Origin of the sequence: Winogradskyella poriferorum (assembly GCF_036553625.1) — a bacterium.
In the GTDB taxonomy this organism is placed as follows: Bacteria; Bacteroidota; Bacteroidia; order Flavobacteriales; family Flavobacteriaceae; genus Winogradskyella; species Winogradskyella poriferorum.
In genome coordinates this window covers 767,472-793,127 of sequence record NZ_JAZHOU010000001.1, presented here as the reverse complement: position 1 = coordinate 793,127, position 25,656 = coordinate 767,472, and the positions used below count along the sequence as shown (strand labels likewise).

The window sequence follows — 25,656 nt, the reverse complement described above, 5'->3', positions numbered from 1 at the left end:
AAATTAATGCTATGTCAATATTAGATTCTAAAATACCAAAAGGTCCTTTAGCGGACAAATGGACAAAACATAAGAATGATATTAACCTTGTAAACCCAGCAAACAAACGTCTTATTGATGTTATCGTTGTTGGTACAGGTTTAGCTGGAGGTTCAGCAGCTGCAACTTTAGCAGAACTAGGCTATAATGTGAAAGCATTTTGTTTTCAAGATTCACCAAGACGTGCACACTCTATTGCGGCTCAAGGTGGAATTAATGCAGCAAAAAATTATCAAGGAGATGGTGATTCTACATACAGATTATTCTATGATACTGTAAAAGGTGGAGATTACCGTTCTCGTGAAGCAAACGTATATCGTTTGGCTGAGGTTTCAGCAAATATTATAGACCAGTGTGTGGCGCAAGGTGTGCCTTTTGCTCGTGAGTATGGTGGATTATTAGACAACCGTTCTTTTGGTGGTGTATTGGTTTCCAGAACATTCTATGCAGCAGGTCAAACAGGTCAGCAGTTACTTTTAGGAGCATATTCTGCTTTAAACCGTCAGATTGGTCGTGGTAAGGTTAAGATGTACAACCGTCACGAAATGCTAGACGTGGTTATTGTAGATGGTAAGGCAAGAGGAATTATTGCACGTAACTTAGTTACAGGAGAAATAGAGCGTCACTCAGCACATGCTGTTGTGTTGGGTACAGGAGGTTACGGAAATGTATTCTTCTTATCCACTAACGCAATGGGAAGTAATGTTACTGCAGCCTGGAAAGCACACAAACGCGGAGCATTTTTCGCTAACCCATGTTATACGCAAATTCACCCAACATGTATTCCGGTTTCAGGAGATCATCAGTCTAAACTAACGTTAATGTCTGAGTCTTTAAGAAATGATGGACGTATTTGGGTACCAAAACATAAAAAAGATGTTGAAGCTATTCGTGCTGGTAAATTAAAACCAACAGATTTAGCTGAAGAAGATAGAGATTATTACTTAGAGCGTCGTTATCCAGCCTTTGGTAACTTAGTACCTCGTGATGTGGCATCACGTGCCGCTAAGGAACGTTGCGATGCTGGTTATGGTGTAAATGCCACTGGTGAAGCTGTTTACTTAGACTTTGCTTCAGCATTTATGCGCTACGGTAAAGAGCAGGCGCACGTTAAAGGTTTAGACGAAAATGATGATGCTCTGGTTAAAAAACTTGGTCAAGAGGTTGTAAGAACTAAGTATGGAAACTTATTCCAGATGTACGAAAAAATCGTAGATCAGAATCCATACGAAACACCAATGATGATTTATCCTGCAGTACACTATACGATGGGAGGTGTTTGGGTTGATTATAACTTAATGACTACTGTTCCTGGACTGTATTGTATAGGTGAAGCTAACTTCTCAGATCATGGTGCTAACCGTCTTGGTGCTTCGGCATTAATGCAAGGTTTGGCTGATGGTTACTTTGTATTACCATACACCATTGGTGATTATTTAGCTGATGATATTAGAACAGGACCTATTTCTACAGACTCTAAAGAGTTTGAAGAAGCAGAGAAAAGTGTAAAAGATAACATTGCGCATTTAATTAATAATAATGGTAAGTACTCTGTAGATCATTTCCACAAAAAGCTTGGTAAAATTATGTGGAACAAGTGTGGTATGGCAAGAAATGAACAAGGTCTTAAAGAGGCCATTACTGAAATTGCAGAGCTACGAAAAGAGTTCTGGGCAAATGTAAAAGTGCCAGGTTCTAACGATGAGTTTAACGAAGAATTAGCAAAAGCATTAAGAGTTGCTGATTTCTTAGAGTTAGGAGAGTTGTTTGCTAAGGATGCCTTATTAAGAGAAGAGTCTGCAGGTGGTCACTTTAGAGAAGAGTATCAAACTGCTGAAGGTGAAGCAATGCGTAGAAAAGAATTCCAATATGTTTCTGCTTGGGAATATAAAGGAGAGCCAAAAGATGCAGTATTGCATAAAGAAGATTTGGTTTATGAAAATATAGAAGTAAAAGAAAGAAGTTATAAATAAAAAAGGAAAGCTATGAATTTAACGTTGAAAATTTGGCGTCAGAAGAACGCTAACGATAAAGGGAAAATGGTAGACTATCCGATAAGTGATGTCTCTCCTGATATGTCTTTCCTTGAAATGTTAGATGTTTTAAATGAGCAACTGATAAACAAGGGAGAAGAGCCTGTGGCTTTTGATCATGATTGTAGAGAAGGTATATGCGGAATGTGTTCTTTGTACATTAATGGTGAAGCTCATGGTCCTGATAGAGGTATTACAACCTGCCAATTACATATGCGTATGTTTAAAGATGGTGACACTATTACTATAGAACCATTTAGAGCTAAAGCGTTTCCGGTAATAAAAGATTTAGTGGTAGATAGATCATCGTTTGACAGAATACAGCATGCAGGCGGTTTTATCTCTGTAAATACATCTGGTAATACGATTGACGCTAATGCGATTCCTGTTAATAAGCACGATGCAGACGATGCCTTTGCCGCTGCAACATGTATTGGTTGTGGTGCTTGTGTGGCGAGTTGTAAAAACTCTTCAGCAATGTTATTTGTGGGTGCTAAGGTATCTCAATTTGCATTGTTACCACAAGGACAAGTTGAAGCTACGGATCGTGTACTAAACATGGTAAAGCAAATGGATGAAGAAGGCTTTGGTAACTGTACTAATACAGGTGCTTGTGAAGTTGAATGTCCAAAAGGCATATCTTTAGAAAATATTGCACGTATGAACCGTGAGTATCTTGCAGCAAGCCTAAAAGGTTAGATATAGTTTGTTAAACTGATATAATACTAAACCTCAAGTTGTTAACTTGAGGTTTTTTTGTAACATAAAGTCAAATTTTTCGTCTTTTATTATAACATCTAATCAATCAAAAAATGAAAAAATTTATCCTTGCTCTTTGTGTGCTGTATCTTTGTTTTTCATGCAGTAAGACATTAGATCACACCATTAACTACACTGTTACTCCTTCAGAAGACCATACTAGTCTAAATGTAAAAATGGTTTTTCAAACCAATGAGAACGGACAAACAATTCTATTATTTCAAGATAAAGCTTGGGGACAAGATAGTTTACACAATGTAATTCATGATGTAAAAGTCCTTTCAGAACAAGCTGAAATAACGACCAATAGAGATAGTGGTTGGTATGTGATTTCGCATCCTAAAAACTTAGACCAAATTGAAGTTGAATATGCAATAAAGCAAGACAGTAAAGGTGATTTAAAAACCAGACAATCGTACAGACCAATTATTCAACCTCAATATTTTCATCTGTTTTCGCATAACTTTTTTATGCTTCCAAAGCATGTTTTAAAACAGTCAGAAGATAATTTTAATGTCAATATTTCTTGGAATGGTTTTCCTGAGGATTACAAGCTTGTCAATAGTTTTGGAAGCGGAGAATACTATCAAGCTATAGAAGGTATTTCGGAGGAAAAATTTCATACTGCTGTTTTTGTTGGAGGTGATTTCAGAGCACATGAGATGGACATAAATGGCAATAAAGTGGTATTTGCCATTAGAGGTGATTGGGAAGTATTTGAAGACTCTGAGATGTTAAGTATTCTAGAAAAAACAGTAACTGCTCAACGTGAATTTTGGCAAGACAATTCTCAAAAATACTATGTAGTCACTATGATCCCAACTGTGCAAGAACGAGGAAGTTCTTTCCAAGGGTCTGGATTAACCAATTCATTTGCAACCAATGCTTCAAACAATGAGTATTTAGAAGTTTCAGGATTGGTATATCTCTTCAATCATGAGCTGCAACACAACTGGATTGGATCCTTAATCAGAAACGATGATGAAGAAAAGCAATACTGGTTTAGTGAAGGGTTTACAGACTATTACACGTTGAAAAACATTGCCAAGAATAAAATTTACAATTATGATGAAAGCTATTTCATCAATGAATTTAATGCGTTTGTAAAGGCACTTTATACCAATCCAGCAAGAGAAATGCCTAATAGTGAAATGACGTATGATAATTTTTGGAGTGGGAAAGAAGGCATTCAAAAACTACCTTACAGACGCGGAGCTTTCCTTGCGTTTTACTTAGATCAAAAAATAAAACAAGAGACTGAAGGAGCTAAAAGTTTAGATGATGTGATGTTAGATTTTAAAAATGATGCTGAAAAAACGGGACAAAAAATCACACATACGTATTTTATTAAAACAGTAAACAAGTACTTAAAAGAAGATTTTCAACCATTCTTCAACCTTCATATTGAAGAAGGAAAACTCTATGATTTTAAATCAATTTATGACGAATTTGGTTTTGAATACGAACCAACGTCTAAAGTGTTTGATTTAGGTTTTACCTTTTCAGAAGATAGAAAGCAGATTGCGTCTATCGATGAGAATTCAGAAGCTTACAAAGCAGGTTTAAGACAAGGAGATTCGGTGAAAGGAATGAGCTATTACTACGATTCTATAGATCACGAAGCAGAATTCACTATTGAGAGAGAAGGTAAAGACGTTCTGATAAAATATTTACCCATAAAGGAAGTGGACTTGCCTAAATTGTTGGATAATGACTTTAATAAATCGCATTTAGACTTTTAATATAAAGCTAAAGTTAGGCTATAAAGTATGGGTTTTTCATATATTTCGACTTCGAAAAGTTTATGATGAAAAACCCAAATACATTTTACAAAGCTCAACTACAAATACACCAACAAACCGCAAAGGATTTGTATAAAAAGATGGGATTATACAGTGTGCTTAGGCTTACTGTATTTTTGTTGGCTGGCTTTGGTATCTATCTAACCTATCAAAACTGGCAAGTTGCAGCAATTATAGCTGTGGTTGGCATTGCTGTGTTTCTGTTTTTACTATCTAGACATACAGATCTTAAAAGCAAACGCGAACTGCACAAACGATTAGCCACTATTAATGAAGATGAAATTAAAATAGCTTCAGGTGATTTTTATGATAGAGCAGATGGAAAAGTATTTCAAAATCCTGCTCATGCCTATAGTTTAGATATCGATTTGTTTGGAAGAGGTTCTTTCTTTCAATACATCAACAGAACAACTATAAATGAAGGCACACAATCGCTTGTTAATTGTTTGTTGGCAAACGATATTACTAATATTGAAGCACGACAAAATGCGATTAAAGAATTAGCTGATGAGCCTCAATGGAGGCAATATTATTCTGGTGTAGCGCAAGGTGTAAAAGTGGAGCATTCTGCAAAATCTATTATTGAATGGCTAAAGGATTATAAACCATTTTTAAACGCAACATTATATTGGTTAACAATAGGTTTTAGTGTAGCTTCAGTAGCACTTTTGGTCTTAGGATTTACTGAAATTATTCCAATAAAATATGCTGGATATTGGTTGCTTTTAGGTTTAGCGATTACTGGAAGATTTTTAAAATCAATTAATAATGTTGCCCAAAACACCGAAAAAGCTAAAGACACCTTTAGACAATATGCTTTATTACTGAAAGAAATCGAACAGAAAGAATTTAAGTCTGAGTTATTGCAACAACAGCAACAAAAAATACAGTCTGAAGGTGAAAAAGCCTCACAGATATTTACAAAATTCTCAAAAGCTTTAGACGCTTTAGATAACCGAAATAACTTTATCTCAGCCATTTTTGGAAATGGGTATTTGCTTTGGGATATAAGGCAAACGTATCGCGTAGAGCAATGGATTAGCAAGTATGCGCACAAGGTTGAAGATTGGTTTGAAGTGGTAACATTTTATGATGCGTACAACACTTTGGGTAACTATGCCTACAATCATCAAGACTTTACTTACCCTGAAATTACTTCAGAGAACATAACGATTAAAGCCGAAAGTTTAGGACATCCTTTATTAAATGCTGAAAAACGAATTGATAGCGATTTAGAATTGTTACAAGAGCAGTTTTTCATCGTTACAGGAGCCAATATGGCAGGTAAGAGTACCTTTTTAAGAACGGTTGCGTTGCACATTGTTATGGCAAATGTTGGTTTGCCTATTTGTGCGAAAACAAGTAAATACAAGCCGATTAAACTCATTACAAGTATGCGTACTACAGATTCGTTGACAGATGATAGCTCGTACTTTTTTAGTGAGCTTACACGATTGAAATTCATTGTAGACACTATTGCTGAAGACAAAAACTATTTTGTGATTTTGGATGAAATCTTAAAAGGTACAAACTCTACTGATAAAGCCATTGGCTCAAGAAAGTTTGTAGAAAAACTAGTAGGTCAAAAAGCAACAGGAATTATAGCAACGCACGATTTAAGTCTTACTGAAATTGAAACCGAATTAGAAGCTGTAAAAAACTACTACTTTGATGCCGAAATTAAAAACGACGAACTCTTTTTTGATTACAAACTTAAGAAAGGCGTTTGCCAAAATATGAATGCGAGCTTCCTATTGAAGAAGATGGAAATTGTTTAATTGTCTTCAACAATTCTTATTAGAATAGGACTTATTTTACATATTCTGATAGAATTGGAAATAGGGTTTTTAATTTTTGGTTTTATATCGAAGACAAAAACTTGATCATCATTTTTTAGATCATCAATGATGTCATTTACTTCTTTAGGTATCACGTTTCCAATTATTGTAATAACGTCTTGATTAGGAACTTTTAACTTGAAGCCAGTCACATCTAAGTCCAATATCAAACTTTCGCTGTCTAAAGTTATTGCACTATTTTTTAAATCTTCTTTTCTTAGCATTAATTCACACTTAGAAGAATTGCAACCTATTCCATTTAATAAGCTTAAAGGCATACCAATATCCTTAATCCTTAATGTTTTTGTTTCGGTTAAGGAATCTCCATTTTTAAGTTTAGATTTAATTGTAATATCTACTGTTTTACCAGTTCCAGGACTCAGATTATAATTTCCCAAACTATCTAATTTTCTCAATCCAAAAGCGGTTGCTTCAAAGGAAACAGCATTAGGTTTTGATATATAAATAGGGTTAGAAATACCTCTGTAAACTACATTTATCTTTTTCAGTTCAATAGCGGCTTCTTTATTTACAGTATCAGCAGTTTCAAGTTTTTTGATGCGTTCTTTAAGGGCTTTATTTTCTTTAAGTAATTCAGTTTTACTGTATGAGGATTTACAACTTTGTAAAAGAAATAGAAGACTTAAAAATAGGACTATGCGCTTCATAAAGACTGGTTAGTTTTCAATACAATAACGGAAATAAAAATCTATTAGTGTTTTAGAATGACAATAAAAAACCCTTTCCAAAAACGGAAAGGGTTCTTAACCAATTATAAAAATTAACTTGAAAAAAATTACTTCAACTTTAATGAATCAAGAGCATGAAAGAAAAAGTCTTGCTCGTCATTCATTGAGACAAACAGTCCATTTGGATATTTTTTGCCCAAAGGTACTGTTACTACATCGCAACCATCTGTTTCAATTGTACCTAAGTTTATTTCCTTTACAAAGCTATTATCACTTCGTCTAAAGATGTTAAAACTGTGGTTTTGTTGGTTGGATACAATGATGAAACCTTCACCATTAGCGTATGTTGCAATCGCAATACCTTCAATATCATCCTTAAAATTATCTGTTCCGAATAGTGCAATTTCCTTGTTTCCCTTTTTAGGGTCTGCGTGGTATTTTCTAATACCAACACCTTCATCAGAGTAATACACAAAACCTAATTCGTCATCTACAGCAATAGCCTCGATTTCTTTTTGGCCGCTAAAAGTTCCCATTTTACGCAATAAGTTAGAATGTACTCCTAAAGAATCGCTAACCAAGGCATATTGGTATAAATAACCTTCCGTTGGTCCTGCTTTTCTACTTACAAATACAGAAACGGCTTCAGTTGCTGGATTCTTATAAATAGAAACTCCCATTGGTCGTTTTTGTAAAACATCAGTTTCATCTTCAAACACTTTAAAACCACCATTATCCAATGGATTCATATCTGGTACTGAATAAACTCTAATTTGGTTTTTCTCACGTTCAGAAAATACTATAATGTCGGTTTTTGTAGAGTCGTTCAGTTTAAAACCATATTCCACATCCACATTATTAGGATAACTTACTCCAGTTAAACTTTTCTCTTTTATGATTTTTCCGTCTAAATCTAGTGCATACACACCACCATCAATTTCATCTTTATCAGTACCAAAAACAATACTTTGTTCTGGGTTTTTGTGATTAATCCATATTGCTGGGTCGTCACTGTCGTGTGGTAATTTTTCGGATTTTAGTGTTGGTGCAATTTCTGGTAATCCATTTCCACAAGAGAAAACTATAGCAGAAATAACACCTAGTATTAAGGTTTTCTTCATCATCTTACTTCTTAAATAAATCATATTTTAATCCGAATGTTAAACGCATATCGTAGTATTCCATTTGCATAGTTCTGCTACTCACACCTTGATAGTAACGTAATGGTTGGTTAGTAATGTTATTTAGATTTACGTATAAACTTAAGTTTTTGTTAAGTGCAACGTTGGCATTAAAATCTAAGAAGAACTGCTCGTCGTAATAGCGGTCTTCAAAAGCATTTCCTCCTATTTCATCAATATAATCATCAGAGAAGTTAGCCGATAAACGCAAGCTAAACTTTTTGCCAGCATAACCTAAGGAACCATTAAACATATTTGGCGATGTTTGAGGTAAATCTAAATCTGTACGCTCTTCACCATCCTCGTTGCGGATACCATCTGCACTAGACGTTAAGTACGTATAGTTTAAATAGATGCTGAAGTTTTTAGCAAAACCTGGTAAGAAGTCTAATCGACGTTGAAAAGATACCTCTGCACCAAATACTGAAGCGTCATCACCATTTAAAGGTTGATACACTTCGTAACCGTTTTCATCTTCAGATTGAAACACATAAGTAAAGTCTAAAATGCTTTTGTAGAATAATCCACCAGAAACAATACCAACAGATTTAAAGTAGTGCTCTGCCATAAAATCAAAGTTCATAGACGTTGTTGGGTCTAATTCAGAGTTTCCTAAGAAGATTTCTTCATCTTCGTTATTGATTTCTCTGTATGGAACTAAATCTACATAGTTTGGTCTTGCTAAAGTGTTGGTCCAAGCAAAACGTAAAACGGTATTATCCGTTACATCATATTTAAAATGAACACCAGGTAATATGTTGGTGTATGAGTTTTCGTCTTTAACTTCAGCAATACCATCAACGTCTCCATCTTCGTTAAAAACAAGCTCGTTACCTGTACTTTCAATAGAAGTATGCTCTAATCTTACACCGGCTAAAACACTTAGCTTGTCTGTAATATTTTGGTTAAGCATAGCGTAACCTGCATATACGTTTTCGTTAACGTCAAAGTTAGCAGTAGCATATTCTTCTGGTAAATCTTCACCTTCAAAAAGGTCAGTGTCGTTAAGATTTAAGCCACCCAAAAATTCTGGACTAGCAAATGTGCCGATTTGGTATTGGCTACCAGCTAAGAAGTCTGTATCAGAATAGCTTCTTGTAGGAACCATACCTAAGAATTCTAATGCACCAGTTTCATCACTGTATTCTATAAAACCGTTTGTTCTGTTTTTATTTTTTAATCTTGTTTTAGCACCAAACTTTAAAAAGCCATCATTACCATCAATAACAGATAAAGGTAATTGTGCATTCACAAAAATATTAATGTCTTCTTCTTCTGTATATTGGTTTTCTTCTGTAAGCTCACCAAATTCAAAATCAGCAAAATTAACATTAGCAGGATTTGTAGGAGTGTACAAAGGTTTATCTTGATTGTTATTAAAGTCGATTATGTATTCACTCTCATACTCTAAATAACGCTCGTTTAAACGCTCTTCTGAAGCTTTAGCAAAAGATGCCATCCAATCAAACTGTACATTGCCAAAAAGGTGCTCACCACCAAGGCTGTAGTTTTGCATACGTTGGTCTTCTAAACGTCTGTTTTTATTTCTGTCATTTCCAATACCACCTTTAGATTGACGCTTTGCTTCTACAGGAAACATTGTAAGGTTACCATTACCATCTACTGAGAAATCTCCAGCTTCAATGTCTTCACCATCAAGGATTTCGTGCTCTAATCTAAAACGGTTTTCTCTATCATCTCTCCAGTTATAGATAGATTTAAAATATACAGAGTTGTTATCATCGAATTTGTAATCTAAATTAGCTGAAAAGCTACGACGTACACGTTGTACTAGGTATTCTCTGATTTCAAAAACGTTAGCATAAGGATTAACATCCACTTCTTCAAGATTATCTTCGTCTCCGTTGTTAAATTCAAACTCGTCTGTCCATTCAGCTTCAACGTTATCACTACCAAAGTCATTATCGTTAATAGATGCAGAAACCATCCAACCAAATTTATCGTTTTTACTTCGGTCGCTTACTAAGAAAGATCCGTTTAAGATTCTTTTGTCTGTGATAAAGTTAAGACCAGAACCAACTGTTGCAGACAAACGGAAACCTTGAGGCGAAGTACGCGTAATTAAGTTTACAGAACCACCAAGGGCATCCGCATCCATGTCTGGAGTTACTGCTTTGTTTACTTCAATCGTTTGAATCATATCCGATGGAATTAAATCCATCTGAACGTTACGGTTATCACCTTCAGCAGAAGGAATTCTACTGCCATTTAAGGTAACAGAGTTTAATTGAGGAGAAAGACCGCGAACAATAATGTTACGTGCTTCACCTTGATCTACTTGCATCGTAATACCAGGAATACGCTTTACTGCATCACCAATATTGGCATCTGGGAATTTCCCTATTTGATCAGTAGAGACAACGTTAGTAATGTTTTGTTTGTTCTTTTGGGTGTTTAAAGCTCTTGCTTGTCCACTAAGACCAAAACCATTGATAGTAACTTCTTCTAGAGCAGTATCTTCGGAGTTTAGTGTAAAGTTTAGAGTTACAGTTTGGCTTGCAACAATATCTATATCTTCAGTCACATCTGAATAACCAAGATATTTTACAGTAATAGTATGTTTTCCTTCAGGAATATCTACTAACACGTATTTTCCGTTAAAATCAGTTACAGTGCCTTTGTTAAGTGATGTGATAGAAACTGTAGCACCAGGAATGGTAAGACCATCCTTATCGGAAATGACACCTTGTAAATTTCCAGATTGTGCGAATCCGAAAAAAGAGAGGGTTAAAAATAAAAGGGTAAAATAATGTTTCATTTAAGGTTGATTTTTGTTTCCCTCAAAACTAGTTTGAAGACTTCATTTGTAGATAAAATGAGCGTTAACAAAACGTAACAGAACCTTGTAAAATGGGTATAAATGAAAGCAACATTTACGTTAACTTAACATTGAGAAAAGAATTTGGTTAATCTAGTTGAAGATTTAGTAAATAGTCTTGAAGATCGTCTTTTGACTCTAAAGGCAATTTTTTTCTTAGTCTGTATCTAGCTATTCGAACACTATCTGGAGTAATATGAAGAATGTCTGCAATCTCCTTTGAAGAGAGATTTAATCTCAATAACATGCACAAGCGCATTTCTGATGAGGATAACTTATCGTTTACAATTTGTTTTAAGGTAGAAAAAAAGTTTGGGTGAATTTGTCCAAAGTAGCTCATAAGCTCTGTCCATTCGTTATTGTTTTCTAGATCAGCTTCGATGTCTTTGACAATATCTTTTAGTTTTTTTGAGACAAGCTCACTATTGCGATTCTTTAACTTAGAAAGGGTTTTAGAAATGTCTGAAAGCATTTTGTTTTTATGGGCAATATGAAGGCTGTAATTTGTAAGGGAAGAAACCTTAATATCTATTTCTCTATTTAAAGCAATTTCTTTAGCTGCTTTTTTATCTAAATCTGCCTGAAGCAATTGTTGTTTATATTCTAGTATCCGGTTTTCGTGTTTTTTTCTCTTTTTCCAGTACATAAAACCTACTATCAATGCCAGAATAATTGCGCCAGTAATTATTAAAATAACATATTGCCGTACTTTATTTATTTGATTTTCTTTATTTAGCAGTTCAACTTCAGCTTCTTTTTCCTTAACGTCATACAGCACTTGCATTGCACTTACCATTTCGGTAGTGTTTTTTTTGAGCTCTTCTTCATTTATAACAGACTGGTTGTTGAGGTAGTTATAGGCTTTTTCAAAATCTCCAGTATCAGCATAAGTTCTTGCAAGATCTTTTAAGGCACTTTCAAATTGAGATGCATTATTAGTTTGTTGTGCTAGTTTTAATGCTTCTTCTGTATAGAGGATTGCCTTTTCATAATTTTTGGTCTTACGATTGGCATCACCAAGATTATTGATAATGTTTATCTGTAAATCTGAGTTACTATGTTTTGCAAATTCCTGCGCTTTTTTGAAATAACTGTGCGCAAGATCATATTGTTCAAGGTCTTCATAAATACTTCCTATGTTTTCATTTACCGTTGCAAGACCAGTACTGTCATTTAGCTTTTTAAATATAGCAAGACTTATATTTTGGTATTTCAAAGCACTGTTATAATCACTTTGCTTTTCGGCAATACTACCTAATAGAGCATTAGCTTCGGCTTTGCCTTTTTCATAGCTAATAGTTTCAGAGAGATCAAGGCTGATGAGTGAGTATTTTTTAGCTTCAATATATTTTTTAAGGTCGAGATCTATTGAAGCTAATGAATTATAAACGTATACAGAACAGGAATCTTTAGTTTTTTGAATATCTAAATATGCCTGATAGTTTTTTAGGGCTTCAGCATAAAGCTCAATAGCCTTGAAGAAGTTTCCAAGCTCAATATAGGTTTTTGCTATTTTCTGAGTGTTAGATTCTGCTTTTGCAGATTCTAGTCTTTCCTTTAATTTATATAATTGTTGGTCTAGTTGTTCGTTGTTTTTTGAGGACTGTGAATTAGCAATTCCGGAAATTAAAAGGTATATGAATAAAAGGCTTTTATGAAAACTCAAGGTTATTTTATTTAAACTCATAAATAAAAGCAACCAATGTTATATAAACCTGTAATTTTTATGATGAAAATGTTACCAATAAAAAAGCGGTTAGATTTTCTAACCGCTTTTTAAATATTTTATTAAGAAAGATTTCTTAAGCCTCAAATGGTGCTATAGAAACATAAGACTTGTTGTCTTTTTTCTTAGTAAACTGTACAATACCATCAACTTTAGCATGTAAAGTGTGGTCTTTTCCTTGGTATACATTTTCACCTGGGTGGTGAGTGTTACCTCTTTGTCTTACGATGATGTTCCCAGCGATAGCAGCTTGACCACCAAAAATCTTAACACCTAAGCGTTTCGATTCTGATTCTCTACCGTTTTTAGAACTACCAACTCCTTTTTTATGAGCCATTGTCTTAAGGTTTTATTTTGTTAATATTAATGGATTAGAAAAATTATTTTTCAATTCCACCGTCTAATCTGTCTTGTAATTCTTTTAATTCGTCCCACTTACCATCAGCAGCTAATTTAGCTTGCTTTGGCCAAGTATCTGTAACGATGTGTGCTAATCTAGAGCTTGCTTCAGAAAGAACATTGCTTAATTCTTCTGGAGTTGCTTTAGCAACTTTAGCAAAAGTTTCAAATCCAGCGTTTACTAATGCTTCCGCAGCTTTAGGTCCAGCACCTTCAATTTTCTTTAAATCATCAGCTTTACCAGTTGCCTTTTTAGCTGCTGCTTTAGGAGCGGCTTTTTCTGCTTTAGGTTCAGCTTTTTTAGTTTCCTTCTTAGGAGCAGCTTTCTTAGCTCCAGAAGCAGTAATACCTTCAATTACGATTTCAGTTAAGGCTTGTCTGTGACCATTTTTTACACGGTAACCTTTACGTCTTTTCTTTTTGAAAACTATTACCTTATCACCTTTAAGGTGCTTTAAGACTTTTGCACTTACTTGTGCTCCGTCTATAGCTGGGGCGCCTAAAGTAACATTGTTACCATCACCTATAAGAAGTACGTTGTCAAAATCAACTTTTTTACCTTCTTCAGTAGATAAACGGTTAACAAAAACTTTTTGGTCTTTTTCAACTTTAAATTGATGCCCTGCTATCTCTACAATTGCGTACATAGCGTAACGTTTTTATTAATTTGTTTATTAAAAAAATATGCTTTTCTCAGAAAGCGGATGCAAATATACTCCTAAATTCCTAATCTACAAACGTTTTAAGGCATTTCACACACTTTTCAACTTAAATTCGTATGTGTTTTTAAATTAGGACACTACATGAAAAACAGTTTTTACATTTTATTAGGCTAATTAAGCCTAATGATTCCTTATTTTTGTGTGGTTTTGTGTAACAATGCACATTATATTAAGACAAACACTTAAACAATTTAAAATTTAAACACTTATTAATAATGAGAAAAAGCTTATTTACTCTAGCACTCTTGTTGTTTGTTGGTTCTTTTGCCAATGCGCAGCAGGTGGAATTTGAGGAGTACGATTTAGACAATGGAATGCATGTTATATTGCATCAGGATAATTCCGCTCCTGTGGTTACTGTTTCCGTAATGTATCATGTTGGTGCAAAAGATGAAAATCCTGAGCGCACTGGTTTTGCTCACTTTTTTGAGCATTTATTATTTGAAGGAACCGAAAATATCCCTCGTGGTGAATGGTTTAATATTGTAACATCAAATGGAGGAAGCAATAACGCTAATACTACTGATGACAGAACATACTACTATGAAGTGTTTCCTTCTAACAGTGTTGAGTTAGGTTTATGGATGGAATCTGAGAGATTATTACATCCTGTAATCAATCAAATAGGTGTTGATACACAAAATGAAGTTGTAAAGGAGGAAAAACGTTTACGTGTAGACAATCAACCTTACGGTAACATTTTAGCTGAAATTAAAAAACGTATGTTTAAAGTGCACCCTTATAAAGGAACAACCATTGGTGAAATGGAGCACTTAGATGCAGCTACATTAGAAGAGTTTCAGGCATTTAATAAAAAATTCTATGTGCCTAATAACGCTGTTTTAGTGGTTGCAGGAGACATTGACAAACCTCAGGTTAAAAAAATGATTCAAGATTATTTTGGTCCAATTCCAAAAGGTGAGGATATTGTTAGAGATCTGCCTAGAGAAGAGCCAATTACTGAGTCTATGAGAGACAAGGCTTACGATCCAAACATTCAAATACCAGCAGTTATTGCGGCTTATAGAACACCTTCTTTTAAAAATAGAGATGCTTATGTTTTAGATATGATTTCTCAATATTTAAGCGGAGGAAAAAGTTCTGTGCTTTATAAAAAAATGGTAGATGAACAAAAGCAGGCTTTACAAGTTGCAGCAGTAAATATTAGCCAAGAAGATTATGGTATTTATGCTTTATTTGGTTTGCCTTTAGGAGATGTGTCTTTAGATACACTAATCACCGAAATGGATGAAGAGATTGCTAAAATTCAAGAAGAATTAATATCTGAACGCGATTACCAAAAGCTTCAAAACCAATTTGAGAATCAATTTGTAAATTCTAACTCTAGTATTGAAGGTATTGCAAACTCATTGGCAAGATATTATATGCTTTATGACGATGTGAACTTAATTAATAACGAAATAGAAATCTATCGCTCTATTACAAGAGAAGAAATGAGAGATGTTGCTAAGAAGTATTTAAACCCTAATCAACGTTTAATATTAGAATACTTACCAAAGACTGATGATCAATAAAATAAAAATGAAAAAACACATGAAAATCAAAATATCAGCATTTGTTGCGTTGTTTTTAATGACGGTAGGTGTAATAAATGCACAAATCGACAGATCTGTACAACCAAAACCAGGACCTGCTCCAAAGATAACTTTAGAGAAACCAGGTGAGTTTAAGTTAAAGAATGGTATCGAAGTTTTAGTTGTAGAAAACCATAAATTACCAAGAGTTTCTATTACTTTAAGAATAGACAATAAGCCAATAGCAGAAGGTAAAAAAGCAGGCGTTTCTAGTATTTTAGGTGCTATGCTTGGTAACGGAACCACTAATATTCCTAAAGATGAGTTTAATGACGAGATAGATTTTTTAGGTGCTAATTTAGGATTTGGGTCTCAAAGTGCTTTCGCAAGTTCACTATCAAAATATTCTGATAGAATTATTGAGTTAATGGCAGATGCGGCAATAAACCCATTATTAACTAAAGAAGAGTTTGAGAAGGAAAAAGAAAAGCTTATAGAAAGTCTTAAATCAGACAAAAAGAGTGTAGATGCAGTTGCTCGTAGAGTAGGTTCTGCACTATCATATGGTGTTAAGCATCCTTATGGAGAGTTTGTTACAGAAGAAACAGTTAACAATATTGAATTTGGTGACGTTTTAGCATTTTATGAAAAGTACTTTAATCCTAACAATGCATATCTTGTAATAGTGGGTGATGTAGAAATGAGCGACGTTAAGCGTAAAATAAAAGAACATTTTGGAAAATGGGAAAAGTCAGCAGGTGTAGAGACTACTTTACCAAAGCCAATGGCTAATGCTCAGTACACCCAAGTTAACTTTATAGATATGCCTAATGCAGTTCAGTCTAATATCTCATTGACTAACAATGTAGATTTTAAAATGAATGATGAGGATTACCATGCCGTACTAATCGCAAATAAAATTTTAGGTGGTGGTTTTGGTAGCTACCTAAATATGAATCTTCGTGAAGAGCATGGTTATACTTACGGAGCACGTACAAGTATTAGTCCAAGTAGATATGGAGCATCTCGTTTTACAGCAGGAGCAGCAGTAAGAAATATGGTAACAGATAGTGCTGTTGTTGAGACACTAAAGGAAATTAACAGAATAAAAACAGAACCAGTAGATACTAAAGACCTAGAAAATGCTAAGGCAAAATATGTAGGTGACTTTATATTAGATTTAGAAAGTCCAAGAACTATTGCAAACTATGCTTTAAGTATAAAGCTAAATAATTTACCAGAAGATTTTTATTCGACGTATTTAGCAAAGATCAATGCAGTTACAAAAGAAGATGTAATGCGTGTAGCTAACAAACACTTTAAACCAGAAAATGCGCGCATAGTAGTAGTAGGTAAAGGAAGTGAAGTGTTAGAAAACCTTGAAAAAACAGGAATTCCTATTAAGTATTACGACACCTATGCCAATCCTACAGAGAAACCTGTTTTCTCTAAGCCATTACCAGAAGGCTTAACGGCAGAAACAGTGATTAAAAACTATGTGAAAGCTATTGGTGGTGAAGCAAAACTTAGAGAAGTAAATACTACATTAGTTGTTGCAGAAATGACCATAACAGGTGCGCCATTTAAGCCTATTGCTACTACAAAACAAATGGCACCAAATAAGTACAAAATGGAAGTTGTTGCCGAAGGAATGGGTACCTTAATGAAGCAAAATTTTGATGGTAGTAATGGTTATATGGAACAACAAGGAAGAAAGATTCCTATGGAAGATAAAGAATTATCTTCTAGAAAATCTACTAAAGGTCTTTTCGAGGAATTATATATGGAGTCTTCAAACATTGAATTAGAAAGCCTTACAACAATTGAAGGAGCAGATGCTTATAAAATAAAAGTAACTAAAGATGACAAAGCATCGTATAGATACTATGACGCTGAGACAGGTTATTTAATAAGAACTGAATCTACAACAGAAGCACAAGGACAATCTATAACATCGGTTGTAGATTATTCTAACTACAAAGAAGTTGATGGTGTAATGATGCCGTATACTATGAAAGTTACAGCAGGCCCTCAGTCATTTACTTTTGAAACTACAGAAGTTAAAATTAACGAAGGAGTTACTGATGAAGATTTTAATTAAGAGTATTAAACCTTGATAAAAAAAACCGAAGCGTTAGCTTCGGTTTTTTTTATGTTTTACGTTTATGAGATAAATAGACACCAACCAAGATTGAGAGTGCTGCCAAACCTTGAATTACACTAAAAGATTCACCATCTAAGATACCCCAAAGCAATGCGATTATAGGCATAATATAAGTTACTGAAGAAGCAAAAACAGGTGTAGAAATTTGCACAAGTTTATTAAAAACTACTTTAGCTATTGCAGTTCCAAATACAGAAAGGATAGCGACAAAACCTAATGACTGAAGTAAATAAGGATGATTTAATCGTTCTGACGTAAAAAAATCAGAAAAGAATAATACAATTATAGCAGGTATAACAATAAAAGCATAATTACCTGCAGCAATAGCCAACGGTTTTACGTCTTGTAGATATCGTTTTATAATGTTAACGTTTGCAGCATACATTAATGTAGATGCAATAACAAAGCCAGCATATAGATAATTTTGATTTGGATTGAGTTCAGATCCTTTTAAAATTAAAATTGCAGTACCTACAAATCCAATAACTACACCTAGAATCTGTCGTTTTGTAGATACAATTTTAAAAACGGCAAACCCAAGGATTATTGTATTTAGAGGTACTAAGGAATTTAATATTGAAGCAACAGCACTGTCAATTTCAGTTTCTGCTATGGCAAAGAAAAACGCAGGAAAGAAAGATCCTAACAAACCAGATAAAAGTAGCCACTTCCATTTAGATTTTGGGACATGCTTTAAATGGTAAAATCCAGCTGATAATAAAATTATTCCCGTAAAAATAGTTCTTAGAGCGCCAAGTTGAAATGGAGTAAGTCCAAGTAACGATTTTTTAATGAGAATGAACGAACTTCCCCAAATAACCGAAAGGATGAGAAGATAAATCCATTTTATGTTAGGGCTTTTCATACAAATGTTTCCTTAAGATTCACAAAAATCGTTAATTCTTTCGCAAGAAACATCAATATTTATTAGATTTATCCAAAATTTAAGAGTCTATACTTATGAGAAATTTTAAGAATATAATTGTTGCTTCTGCTTTACTCTTGGCTTTAACATCTTGCAAAGACAAAGCTGAGCCAGAAGTAAAAACTGTTGATGTAGAAGTAGATGCTAAAGAAGTTGCTAAAACTTTAGATCCAAATGCAAATTATGCTAAAGTAGAGTTTGGAATTGAAGGTATGACTTGTGCGGTAGGTTGTGCAAAAACTATTGAAAAGAAAATGGCTAAAATGGATGGTGTAAAATCTGCAAAAGTAGATTTTGATACACGTTTGGCTATGGTTGAGTACGATGAAGCTAAAGTATCTCCAAAATCTTTAGAAGAAGCAGTTGCTAAAGTTAGTGATGTATACAAAGTAAAAGACATGAAGGTTGTAGATGGTTTTGGTAATGAGACTAAAAAATGCAAGGAAGATTGTAATAAAGCATGCTGTGCTAACAAAACTGAAGCAGAGAAGAAAGCATGCAAAGAAGACTGCAAAAAACCATGTTGTAATAAAGAAGAAAACAAAACTGAATAGTAGTTTTTTACTACAAATCTAAAACGCTATCCTTTTAAGGATGGCGTTTTTGTTTTAAGCTAATACTTGTAAAAAAACAAAAGCAAGCATTATACAGCCTATTGGCAATAACCATAACAAATAAATTGAAGGCGTCTTTGACCTTGATTTAGCATTCAGTATATTCCTTTTTTTTCCGTTATAGCGCATCCAGTTTTTAAACATAACAAAAAGAGAAGTTAAGCTAAATAATATCCAAAATTTGTTTAATGAGATAGAGTTTATCTTCATCTGAGTAGCAAAGGCCATAAAGAAAGCACCTACAGCCATTAATATAGAAAGCTCTAGTATATTTATGTAAAATAGCGCTATCGTTAAGCTACGTTTTCCAAAACGCTTTTTGTAGTGATTTAAAATAGATATGTAATAGTTGTCTAACATACGGTGTTTAAAAAAACAAAACCTGCCATTAAGCAGGTTTTGTAAAAATTGTTGTTATAGATGTATTATAAACCTAATACAGTAACATTATCTAATTCAAAAGTTGCAGCTGCAGATGAAGTAGAAGTGTATTTAAAAGCAATGTATAACATCTGTCCATCAGCACTAGAAACATCAATACTTCCTGAGTTTGTCCAAGTATTCCAGCTATTAGCATTAGGATCCATAGTTGCATCTAGCATGGTCCATGTACCGTTAGAGTTTGGATCTCCACCAGAATAGTCTGTAGACATATATACCTCTAAATCGTTTCCGTCGTAACGCTTATCAGTTTCAAAGAAAAAGAAAGTGTTAGTTACTCCAGATAAATCAATAGCTTCAGAAATTAACCAATCTTCATTTTCTTGAGCACCACCAGAGTAACCATTCATGTAAGCACTTGGTGCTGGGTTACCAAAATTAGTTGTTCCCCAAACTTGTGCTCCAGTAACATTAAAAGTTGTCCATTGGCTTAAACCACCATCAAACCCATCTTCAAAAACTACTGTAAAATCATTAATGTCTAAAGGCATACAACGAGCACTGTTAAACTCAACATCACCAAGTTCATTAAGTAAAAGTACTAAATCATCACCACCAAAAGATTTTAAAACAACAGCAGAAATTGTTCCACCTTGTGTTGGTAAAGGTGTGTTATAGAAATTAGCAAAAGAACTTGTTTCTAATAAGAAGTTAGAATATCCAAATCCTTCACAAGATTGAAGTGTTCTTCTTGTATCAAAATCTTCCGTTGGGTCTCCATAAGAGCTACCTTCTAAATCTTCTGGGAATTGAACATCATTTACTGTTACAAAAAATCCAACATGACTTTCGTTAATCTCAGAAAGATTAACTTGTAATGGAACGATAGTTTCCGTTACTTCAGATCTAAAAATTTTAGTAGGGATTTGATTTGCTGTAAATTGTCCAACTTCATCTTCATCAGACTTACCACCTACAGAGATAATTTCGTTAGCATTGTAACCAACATACATGTCTTTTAATTTAATATAAACCTCACGACCAACATTAAATTGGTTGTAAGAGTCTACTTGGTTTAAAAGAACACCTATTGCCGCTGTTGGATTTTCAGGGGCATCTTGCATATAGAATTCTTTGTAAAAATTACCTGTAGCATCAGATGAAGTTACATAACCTTTTACAACCAAATTGTCAGGAATCTGAATAAAGTGGTCGTAATCAAAACCACTTTGTCCATCTTCATATGCTTGGTAAAGTGCTTTTAAGTCTGCAATTGAAATTTCAGTTAAAGTACCTGCATCTAAATCAGCCATAATTTGTTCTAAACCAGCGTTCTCTTCATTTCCTAAGCTGTTAGGAATACTATAATCGTCATCTTCAACACAAGATGTAATTGCAATACTTGCAAAAATGGCAAGTAATAGTGTTAATAATTTTGTTGTTTTCATAGTTTGAAATTTATTTTTCATAGTTTTTTTAGAATCTAAAATATACATTTAAAAAGTAATTTGCGCCACGTCCATACCAGTATTTAGGTCCAAAACGACGCTTAGGGTTTGAAGTGTCTTCAAGTAACTCTCTGTAATTTGCGTTACGACCTTGTTCAAATCCACCAGTTCTGTATTGTTTATCTAATATGTTTCCTACACTAGCAAAGAACCCTACAAAATAATCATCTATTTTCCATGATTTACCACCTATAAGGTTTACTACCATGTAGTTTCCGAATTCTTCTTGCTTTAAAAGCTCTCTTGCAATTTCAGGATTGTAATCATTCATCGGTAATCCGTCTGTTGGCTCAGTGTAAAAGCTAGATGTTCTTAACAATGGACTTACATCTACGTAAGTTTCATCAAAAAAGTTTGCTGTAGCACCAAACCACCAATAGTCAGGGTCTCTATATTCAAAACCTACTGAGTAAGCTTTTTGAGGACCACCAGCTACTTTGTAGTCTTTTAATTTAGATTCTCCGTAAAATGCAGCTTGGTCATTTGCCGAAATGTATAAGTTAGGATTGTTGTCGTAAGTATATTGTCCGTAAGATGCAGCACCTTTTAATTTTATTGTAGGTGTTACTTGTGCCTCAATACCAAATTCTGCTCCTATGTGTCTTTTATCAACCCCTTGTAAAACCTCAGAAACTAGGTTGTTTGTTTGTACATTACCTTGCTCATCAAAGAAACCACCAATACCATCTGCATAATAGAAAGAAATTTCATTGGCGTCTTCTGTTTTAGTATAGAAACCAGTTAATCGTGCGTTTACGATAGGTGATCTAAAGATGTAACTAGCATCAAATGATGTTATTTTTTCTTCTGTAATCTCTTGACCAGTAATATTAACTCCATTAACTACACCAACAACATCATGATTTGCTCTTGCGTTAGCGTATGTGTTACGTAAAGAAGGAGCTCTTGTAATATATCCTCCGTTTACATCAATTAAGTGCTTACCAGAAATTTTATAAGTAAAACCTGCTTTAGCACCAAAGCCTGTGAAATCTACTTCACCACCTTTTCCAAAAGAATTATTTGCATTTGCTTCATTTCTGTAAATACCCTCTCTGTAGTAGTCTGTTTTTGTAATACTACCAGCTAAATAAAAATCTACTTTGTTGTATTTGAATACACCTTGAGCATATCCAGAAATAATATCTGCATGAAGGTTGTAGTTGTATCTAAATTTATCACCTTCAAAAGCAACTTGGTCAGGATTGTTAAGATCAAATTGAAAACCATCAAAAGAATCTACATTTAAAACACCTGTGTTGCTACCCAATAAATCGATAATCTCTGCAAAGTTTTCAGATTTTAAACTCTTGTAGTTTACAGAAGCATTTAAAATAATATTATCGGTAAGTTCAGTATTTAAAATAGTGTTTACTGTTACTTGAGAATCGTCAGAACGATCTTCATATAAAGCATAAGCAGCATAGCTACCATCTACATTATTTGTAAGGTTGGCATCAATAATTCTGTTCCAATCTATCTGGCCATCATTTATAAATTCTTGCTCAGCGATATAAGCGTTTTCGTAATCTGGGCCATCATCATCAGCTAAGAAATAGCTAGGTAACTTTTGGTAATAAGCTGGGCTTGGGTTAGCACCACCAGGAAAGTCTAAACGACTATTACCTAGTTTTCCCCATTGATATGCTACGTTTGTATTAAGAGATGTTTTGCTGTTAATATCCCAATAATGGTTAAGCATTAATATTGGTTCTTCAGTTTCCTTAATACGAGAGTTTTTCTTTTCACCATCTAAGTAGCCCCAATATTCGTTATACTTAATGCCTTTTAAGTCATATACTTCTTGAGTGTTAGGAGAAGATTTACCTCTTCTGTTAGGAGCATATATACTTGTAAAGTTAAGACTGTGCTTATCATTAATCTTTTTCTCTACAGTTGCAAAGAAAGAATTTGCATCATATAAAGTAGCATCTTGGTAACCTTCATTTCCCCATCTTCTACTTGCCATAAACGCATAAGACCAACCACCATCTAATAATCCAGATGCGTAACTAGCCATTACTCTATTAGTGTAACTTCTATTAGACGAAGAATATGTTACTCTACCACCTTTTCTATAGCTAGAAGCTCTAGCGATAATATTTGTTGTACCTAATACACCACCAAAATTATATTCTGAAGGTGTTAAACCAGCAGTTAAAACCTGATTTCTTACAACGTCATTTAAACCTCCCCAGTTACTCCATTGAGGTCTACCGTTGTATACTTTATTCATTTCAATTCCGTTAATTAAAACAGAACCATTGTCTGAGTCTAAACCTCTCATTCTAAAGAAAGAAGAACTAAATTCGAAAGCGGCAGTTCTTTGAAAAATATCCATAGAAGAAGATAATAATCCAGAAATGTTGTCAGCACCACTAGTATCGTCATTTAATTCATCGTCAGATAAAGTAATGGTAAATAGGTCATTACCACTTGCTAATTCTGCTTCCAAAGTCATGTCTGTAATGTTAACCGTTTGCCCTTCATTCACTATAATAGGGTAACGTTTTGTAACATATCCAGGTTTAGAAATTCTTAATACTTGTTCACCCAATGGAACGTTGCTAGAAAAAGTAAATTCACCCAAACCGTTTGTCATTGTAGACTGCTGGGTTTCTTCAATTGTTATTGTTACATCTGGAATTGGTTCTAAAGAAGTTGCATCCTTTACACTACCTTTAATCATTGTGCTTTGTGCCACCAATGTAAAAGAAGAAAACAATCCAAACAATAAAATAATTAGACTTTTTTTCATAATTGATTTTAGAGTTAATAATATTTCTTACATTAAATAAAAGTTATTTAAGGCGTGCAAATGTACATCTTTTATAATAAATATATACTTTTGGCCCAAGAATTGCAAAGTAATTAATGATAACATAACATACATTAAATGAAAACATTAAAACTCAGTATTTTATTTTTATTAACAATAGTGTTTGCCAATGTAAATGCACAAGAAAAGAAGAAATATAAGATTCATACAGTGGCATTTTACAACCTCGAAAACTTATTCGATACTATTAATGATCCTTTAAAATACGATGAGGCTAGTCCAATTATGGAGATGCACGAAGCTAATAGAGCTGAAGTGTATATAGCGAAGGTTAAAAATATGGCCAAGGTAGTAGCTGATATAGGTAAGGAGGATACAAATAATAGTCCTGCTATTATTGGAGTTTCAGAAATTGAAAACAGACAAGTTCTTGTAGATTTGGTAAATGACCCTCAATTATTAGATAAAGATTACGGAATTATACATTACGATTCACCTGATGCCAGAGGGATTGATGTAGCGCTATTATATCAAAAATCACTTTTTAAACCAATTGATACAAGCAGCTTTGAGTTGAAGATTTATGATGACGATACAAGAAAGCGTGTTTACACTAGAGATCAGCTGTTAGTAAGTGGAAAATTAGATGGAGAGCTTATTCATATCATCGTTAATCACTGGCCTTCAAGAAGAGGTGGCGAAGCTAGAAGTAGACCAAAACGTGTGGCTGCAGCAAAATTAAACAAACGTATTATAGATTCACTTCAATCTATAGATCCTTATGCAAAAATCATTACTATGGGAGATTTAAATGATAACCCAAATAATGCAAGTTTAAAAGAAGGATTAAAAGCTGAAGCAAAAAAGAAGAAGGTAGGTTTAAAAGGGATTTATAACCCTTTTGAAAATCAATTTAAAAAGCAAGGTTTAGGAACAACAGGATACAGAGATGCTTGGAGTTTGTTCGATCAAATATTATTAACTCAACCTTTCCTTGAGCAAGATTACGATTCGTTTAGGTTGTATAAAGCAGGTATTTTTAACAAGAACTATTTAACTAATAAACGCGGAAGGTATAAAGGATATCCATTTAGAAGTTTCTCTGATGGTAGTTTTACAGACGGTTTTAGTGATCACTTTCCAGTGTACGTTTACTTGGTTAAAGAAGTAAAAGACGAAGATGAAAAATCGGAAGATTAATTCTGAAACTTAATAGTTATAAAAAAGGCGCAAATCTTAATTTGCGCCTTTTTATTTTTTAGAACCACTGATTCCAAGGAATCATATATAAAACTAAAGCTAACGCTATGGTATAGAAAATAGCAATTAATTTGAATTTAGGTTTAGAAACTAATTTCTTTTTATGCTTTGAGTAACCAATAGTTACCAATGCTACAGCAATTAACATGGTAACAGGATGCTCTACAGCTAATTTTCTAACAGCATCATTTTTCATCACTTCTCCAACGCTCATTTCGTCAAAATAACCTTTTGTAAACCACAGAATAATTCCAATCAATAGCTGAATATGCATTGTAATTAAAGCAAATAACGAAAATCTAAAGTCTACAGGACTATACTCTTTACCGCTAAAAAACTTTATTAAAGCATTAAACGTTGCTATGATTAAAACTAGTAAAACAATATATGCCCAACCAGAATGTATAAATTGTACTGTCTTCTCCATTATGTGATTTTTAGAGTACAAAAATAAGAAACCACT

18 protein-coding genes are annotated in these 25,656 nt (G+C 33.8%); 8 read left to right on the top strand and 10 right to left on the bottom strand.

The window, feature by feature from the left end:
• Positions 1-11 precede the first annotated feature (11 nt).
• The 4 genes from V1468_RS03605 to V1468_RS03590 all read left to right on the top strand — a co-directional run bounded on the left by V1468_RS03605 (position 12) and on the right by V1468_RS03590 (position 6,411).
• Positions 12-2,012, top strand: coding sequence for a fumarate reductase/succinate dehydrogenase flavoprotein subunit (locus tag V1468_RS03605; RefSeq protein WP_331808883.1), 2,001 nt, complete (start codon positions 12-14; stop codon positions 2,010-2,012).
• A gap of 12 nt (positions 2,013-2,024) precedes the next feature.
• Positions 2,025-2,771: a succinate dehydrogenase/fumarate reductase iron-sulfur subunit gene (locus V1468_RS03600; protein WP_331808882.1), complete on the top strand. Its 747-nt coding sequence runs from the start codon at positions 2,025-2,027 to the stop codon at positions 2,769-2,771.
• A 113-nt stretch (positions 2,772-2,884) separates the two neighbouring features.
• Positions 2,885-4,573, top strand: coding sequence for a M61 family metallopeptidase (locus tag V1468_RS03595; RefSeq protein WP_331808881.1), 1,689 nt, complete (start codon positions 2,885-2,887; stop codon positions 4,571-4,573).
• A 65-nt stretch (positions 4,574-4,638) separates the two neighbouring features.
• Positions 4,639-6,411, top strand: a complete 1,773-nt coding sequence (locus tag V1468_RS03590; protein ID WP_408647354.1) for a MutS-related protein — start codon at positions 4,639-4,641, stop codon at positions 6,409-6,411.
• On the opposite strand, the gene V1468_RS03585 is transcribed toward V1468_RS03590, so the two are convergent.
• From V1468_RS03585 to rplU, 6 genes are all read right to left on the bottom strand, one after another.
• Positions 6,408-7,139 carry a hypothetical protein gene (locus V1468_RS03585; protein WP_331808879.1) on the bottom strand — a complete coding sequence of 244 codons (732 nt, stop codon included), beginning with the start codon at positions 7,137-7,139 and terminating at the stop codon, positions 6,408-6,410. The genes V1468_RS03590 and V1468_RS03585 overlap by 4 nt on opposite strands.
• Before the next feature lie 128 nt (positions 7,140-7,267).
• Positions 7,268-8,305: a phytase gene (locus V1468_RS03580; protein WP_331808878.1), complete on the bottom strand. Its 1,038-nt coding sequence runs from the start codon at positions 8,303-8,305 to the stop codon at positions 7,268-7,270.
• Positions 8,286-11,120: a TonB-dependent receptor gene (locus V1468_RS03575; protein WP_331808877.1), complete on the bottom strand. Its 2,835-nt coding sequence runs from the start codon at positions 11,118-11,120 to the stop codon at positions 8,286-8,288. The genes V1468_RS03580 and V1468_RS03575 overlap by 20 nt, the downstream gene beginning before the upstream one ends.
• A 148-nt stretch (positions 11,121-11,268) precedes the next feature.
• On the bottom strand, positions 11,269-12,846 hold the full coding sequence (locus tag V1468_RS03570; RefSeq protein ID WP_331808876.1) for a tetratricopeptide repeat protein: 1,578 nt from the start codon (positions 12,844-12,846) through the stop codon (positions 11,269-11,271).
• A 136-nt stretch (positions 12,847-12,982) separates the two neighbouring features.
• Positions 12,983-13,243, bottom strand: coding sequence for a 50S ribosomal protein L27 (gene rpmA, locus V1468_RS03565; protein ID WP_296349734.1), 261 nt, complete (start codon positions 13,241-13,243; stop codon positions 12,983-12,985).
• A 43-nt stretch (positions 13,244-13,286) separates the two neighbouring features.
• Positions 13,287-13,952: a 50S ribosomal protein L21 gene (gene rplU, locus V1468_RS03560; RefSeq protein WP_331808875.1), complete on the bottom strand. Its 666-nt coding sequence runs from the start codon at positions 13,950-13,952 to the stop codon at positions 13,287-13,289.
• A 290-nt stretch (positions 13,953-14,242) separates the two neighbouring features.
• Between rplU and V1468_RS03555 the strand changes: the two genes are divergently transcribed.
• Together V1468_RS03555 and V1468_RS03550 are read left to right on the top strand one after the other, a co-directional pair.
• Positions 14,243-15,562, top strand: coding sequence for a M16 family metallopeptidase (locus V1468_RS03555; protein ID WP_331808874.1), 1,320 nt, complete (start codon positions 14,243-14,245; stop codon positions 15,560-15,562).
• A 19-nt stretch (positions 15,563-15,581) separates the two neighbouring features.
• Positions 15,582-17,663: an insulinase family protein gene (locus V1468_RS03550; RefSeq protein WP_331808873.1), complete on the top strand. Its 2,082-nt coding sequence runs from the start codon at positions 15,582-15,584 to the stop codon at positions 17,661-17,663.
• A 49-nt stretch (positions 17,664-17,712) separates the two neighbouring features.
• Here V1468_RS03550 and V1468_RS03545 read toward each other — a convergent pair whose 3' ends face one another.
• Entirely contained in the window at positions 17,713-18,591 is an 879-nt protein-coding gene (locus tag V1468_RS03545; protein ID WP_331808872.1) for a DMT family transporter, read from the bottom strand.
• A 95-nt stretch (positions 18,592-18,686) separates the two neighbouring features.
• Here V1468_RS03545 and V1468_RS03540 point away from each other — a divergent pair, with 95 nt between their 5' ends.
• Positions 18,687-19,205 carry a heavy metal-associated domain-containing protein gene (locus tag V1468_RS03540; protein WP_331808871.1) on the top strand — a complete coding sequence of 173 codons (519 nt, stop codon included), beginning with the start codon at positions 18,687-18,689 and terminating at the stop codon, positions 19,203-19,205.
• Positions 19,206-19,690: 485 nt separating this feature from the next.
• Here V1468_RS03540 and V1468_RS03535 read toward each other — a convergent pair whose 3' ends face one another.
• Together V1468_RS03535 and V1468_RS03530 are read right to left on the bottom strand one after the other, a co-directional pair.
• Positions 19,691-21,094 (bottom strand): DUF5689 domain-containing protein, encoded by a 1,404-nt coding sequence (locus V1468_RS03535; RefSeq protein WP_331808870.1) that lies wholly within the window; start codon positions 21,092-21,094, stop codon positions 19,691-19,693.
• 28 nt (positions 21,095-21,122) lie between these two features.
• Entirely contained in the window at positions 21,123-23,912 is a 2,790-nt protein-coding gene (locus V1468_RS03530; protein WP_331808869.1) for a TonB-dependent receptor, read from the bottom strand.
• Between the two features lie 138 nt (positions 23,913-24,050).
• On the opposite strand from V1468_RS03530, the gene V1468_RS03525 reads away from it, so the two are divergent.
• Complete coding sequence (locus tag V1468_RS03525; protein WP_331808868.1) at positions 24,051-25,133, top strand: endonuclease/exonuclease/phosphatase family protein; 1,083 nt, start codon at positions 24,051-24,053, stop codon at positions 25,131-25,133.
• A 58-nt stretch (positions 25,134-25,191) separates the two neighbouring features.
• Here the strand turns inward: V1468_RS03525 and V1468_RS03520 are convergent, their stop codons facing one another.
• On the bottom strand, positions 25,192-25,620 hold the full coding sequence (locus tag V1468_RS03520; RefSeq protein ID WP_331808867.1) for a hypothetical protein: 429 nt from the start codon (positions 25,618-25,620) through the stop codon (positions 25,192-25,194).
• Positions 25,621-25,656 lie beyond the last annotated feature (36 nt).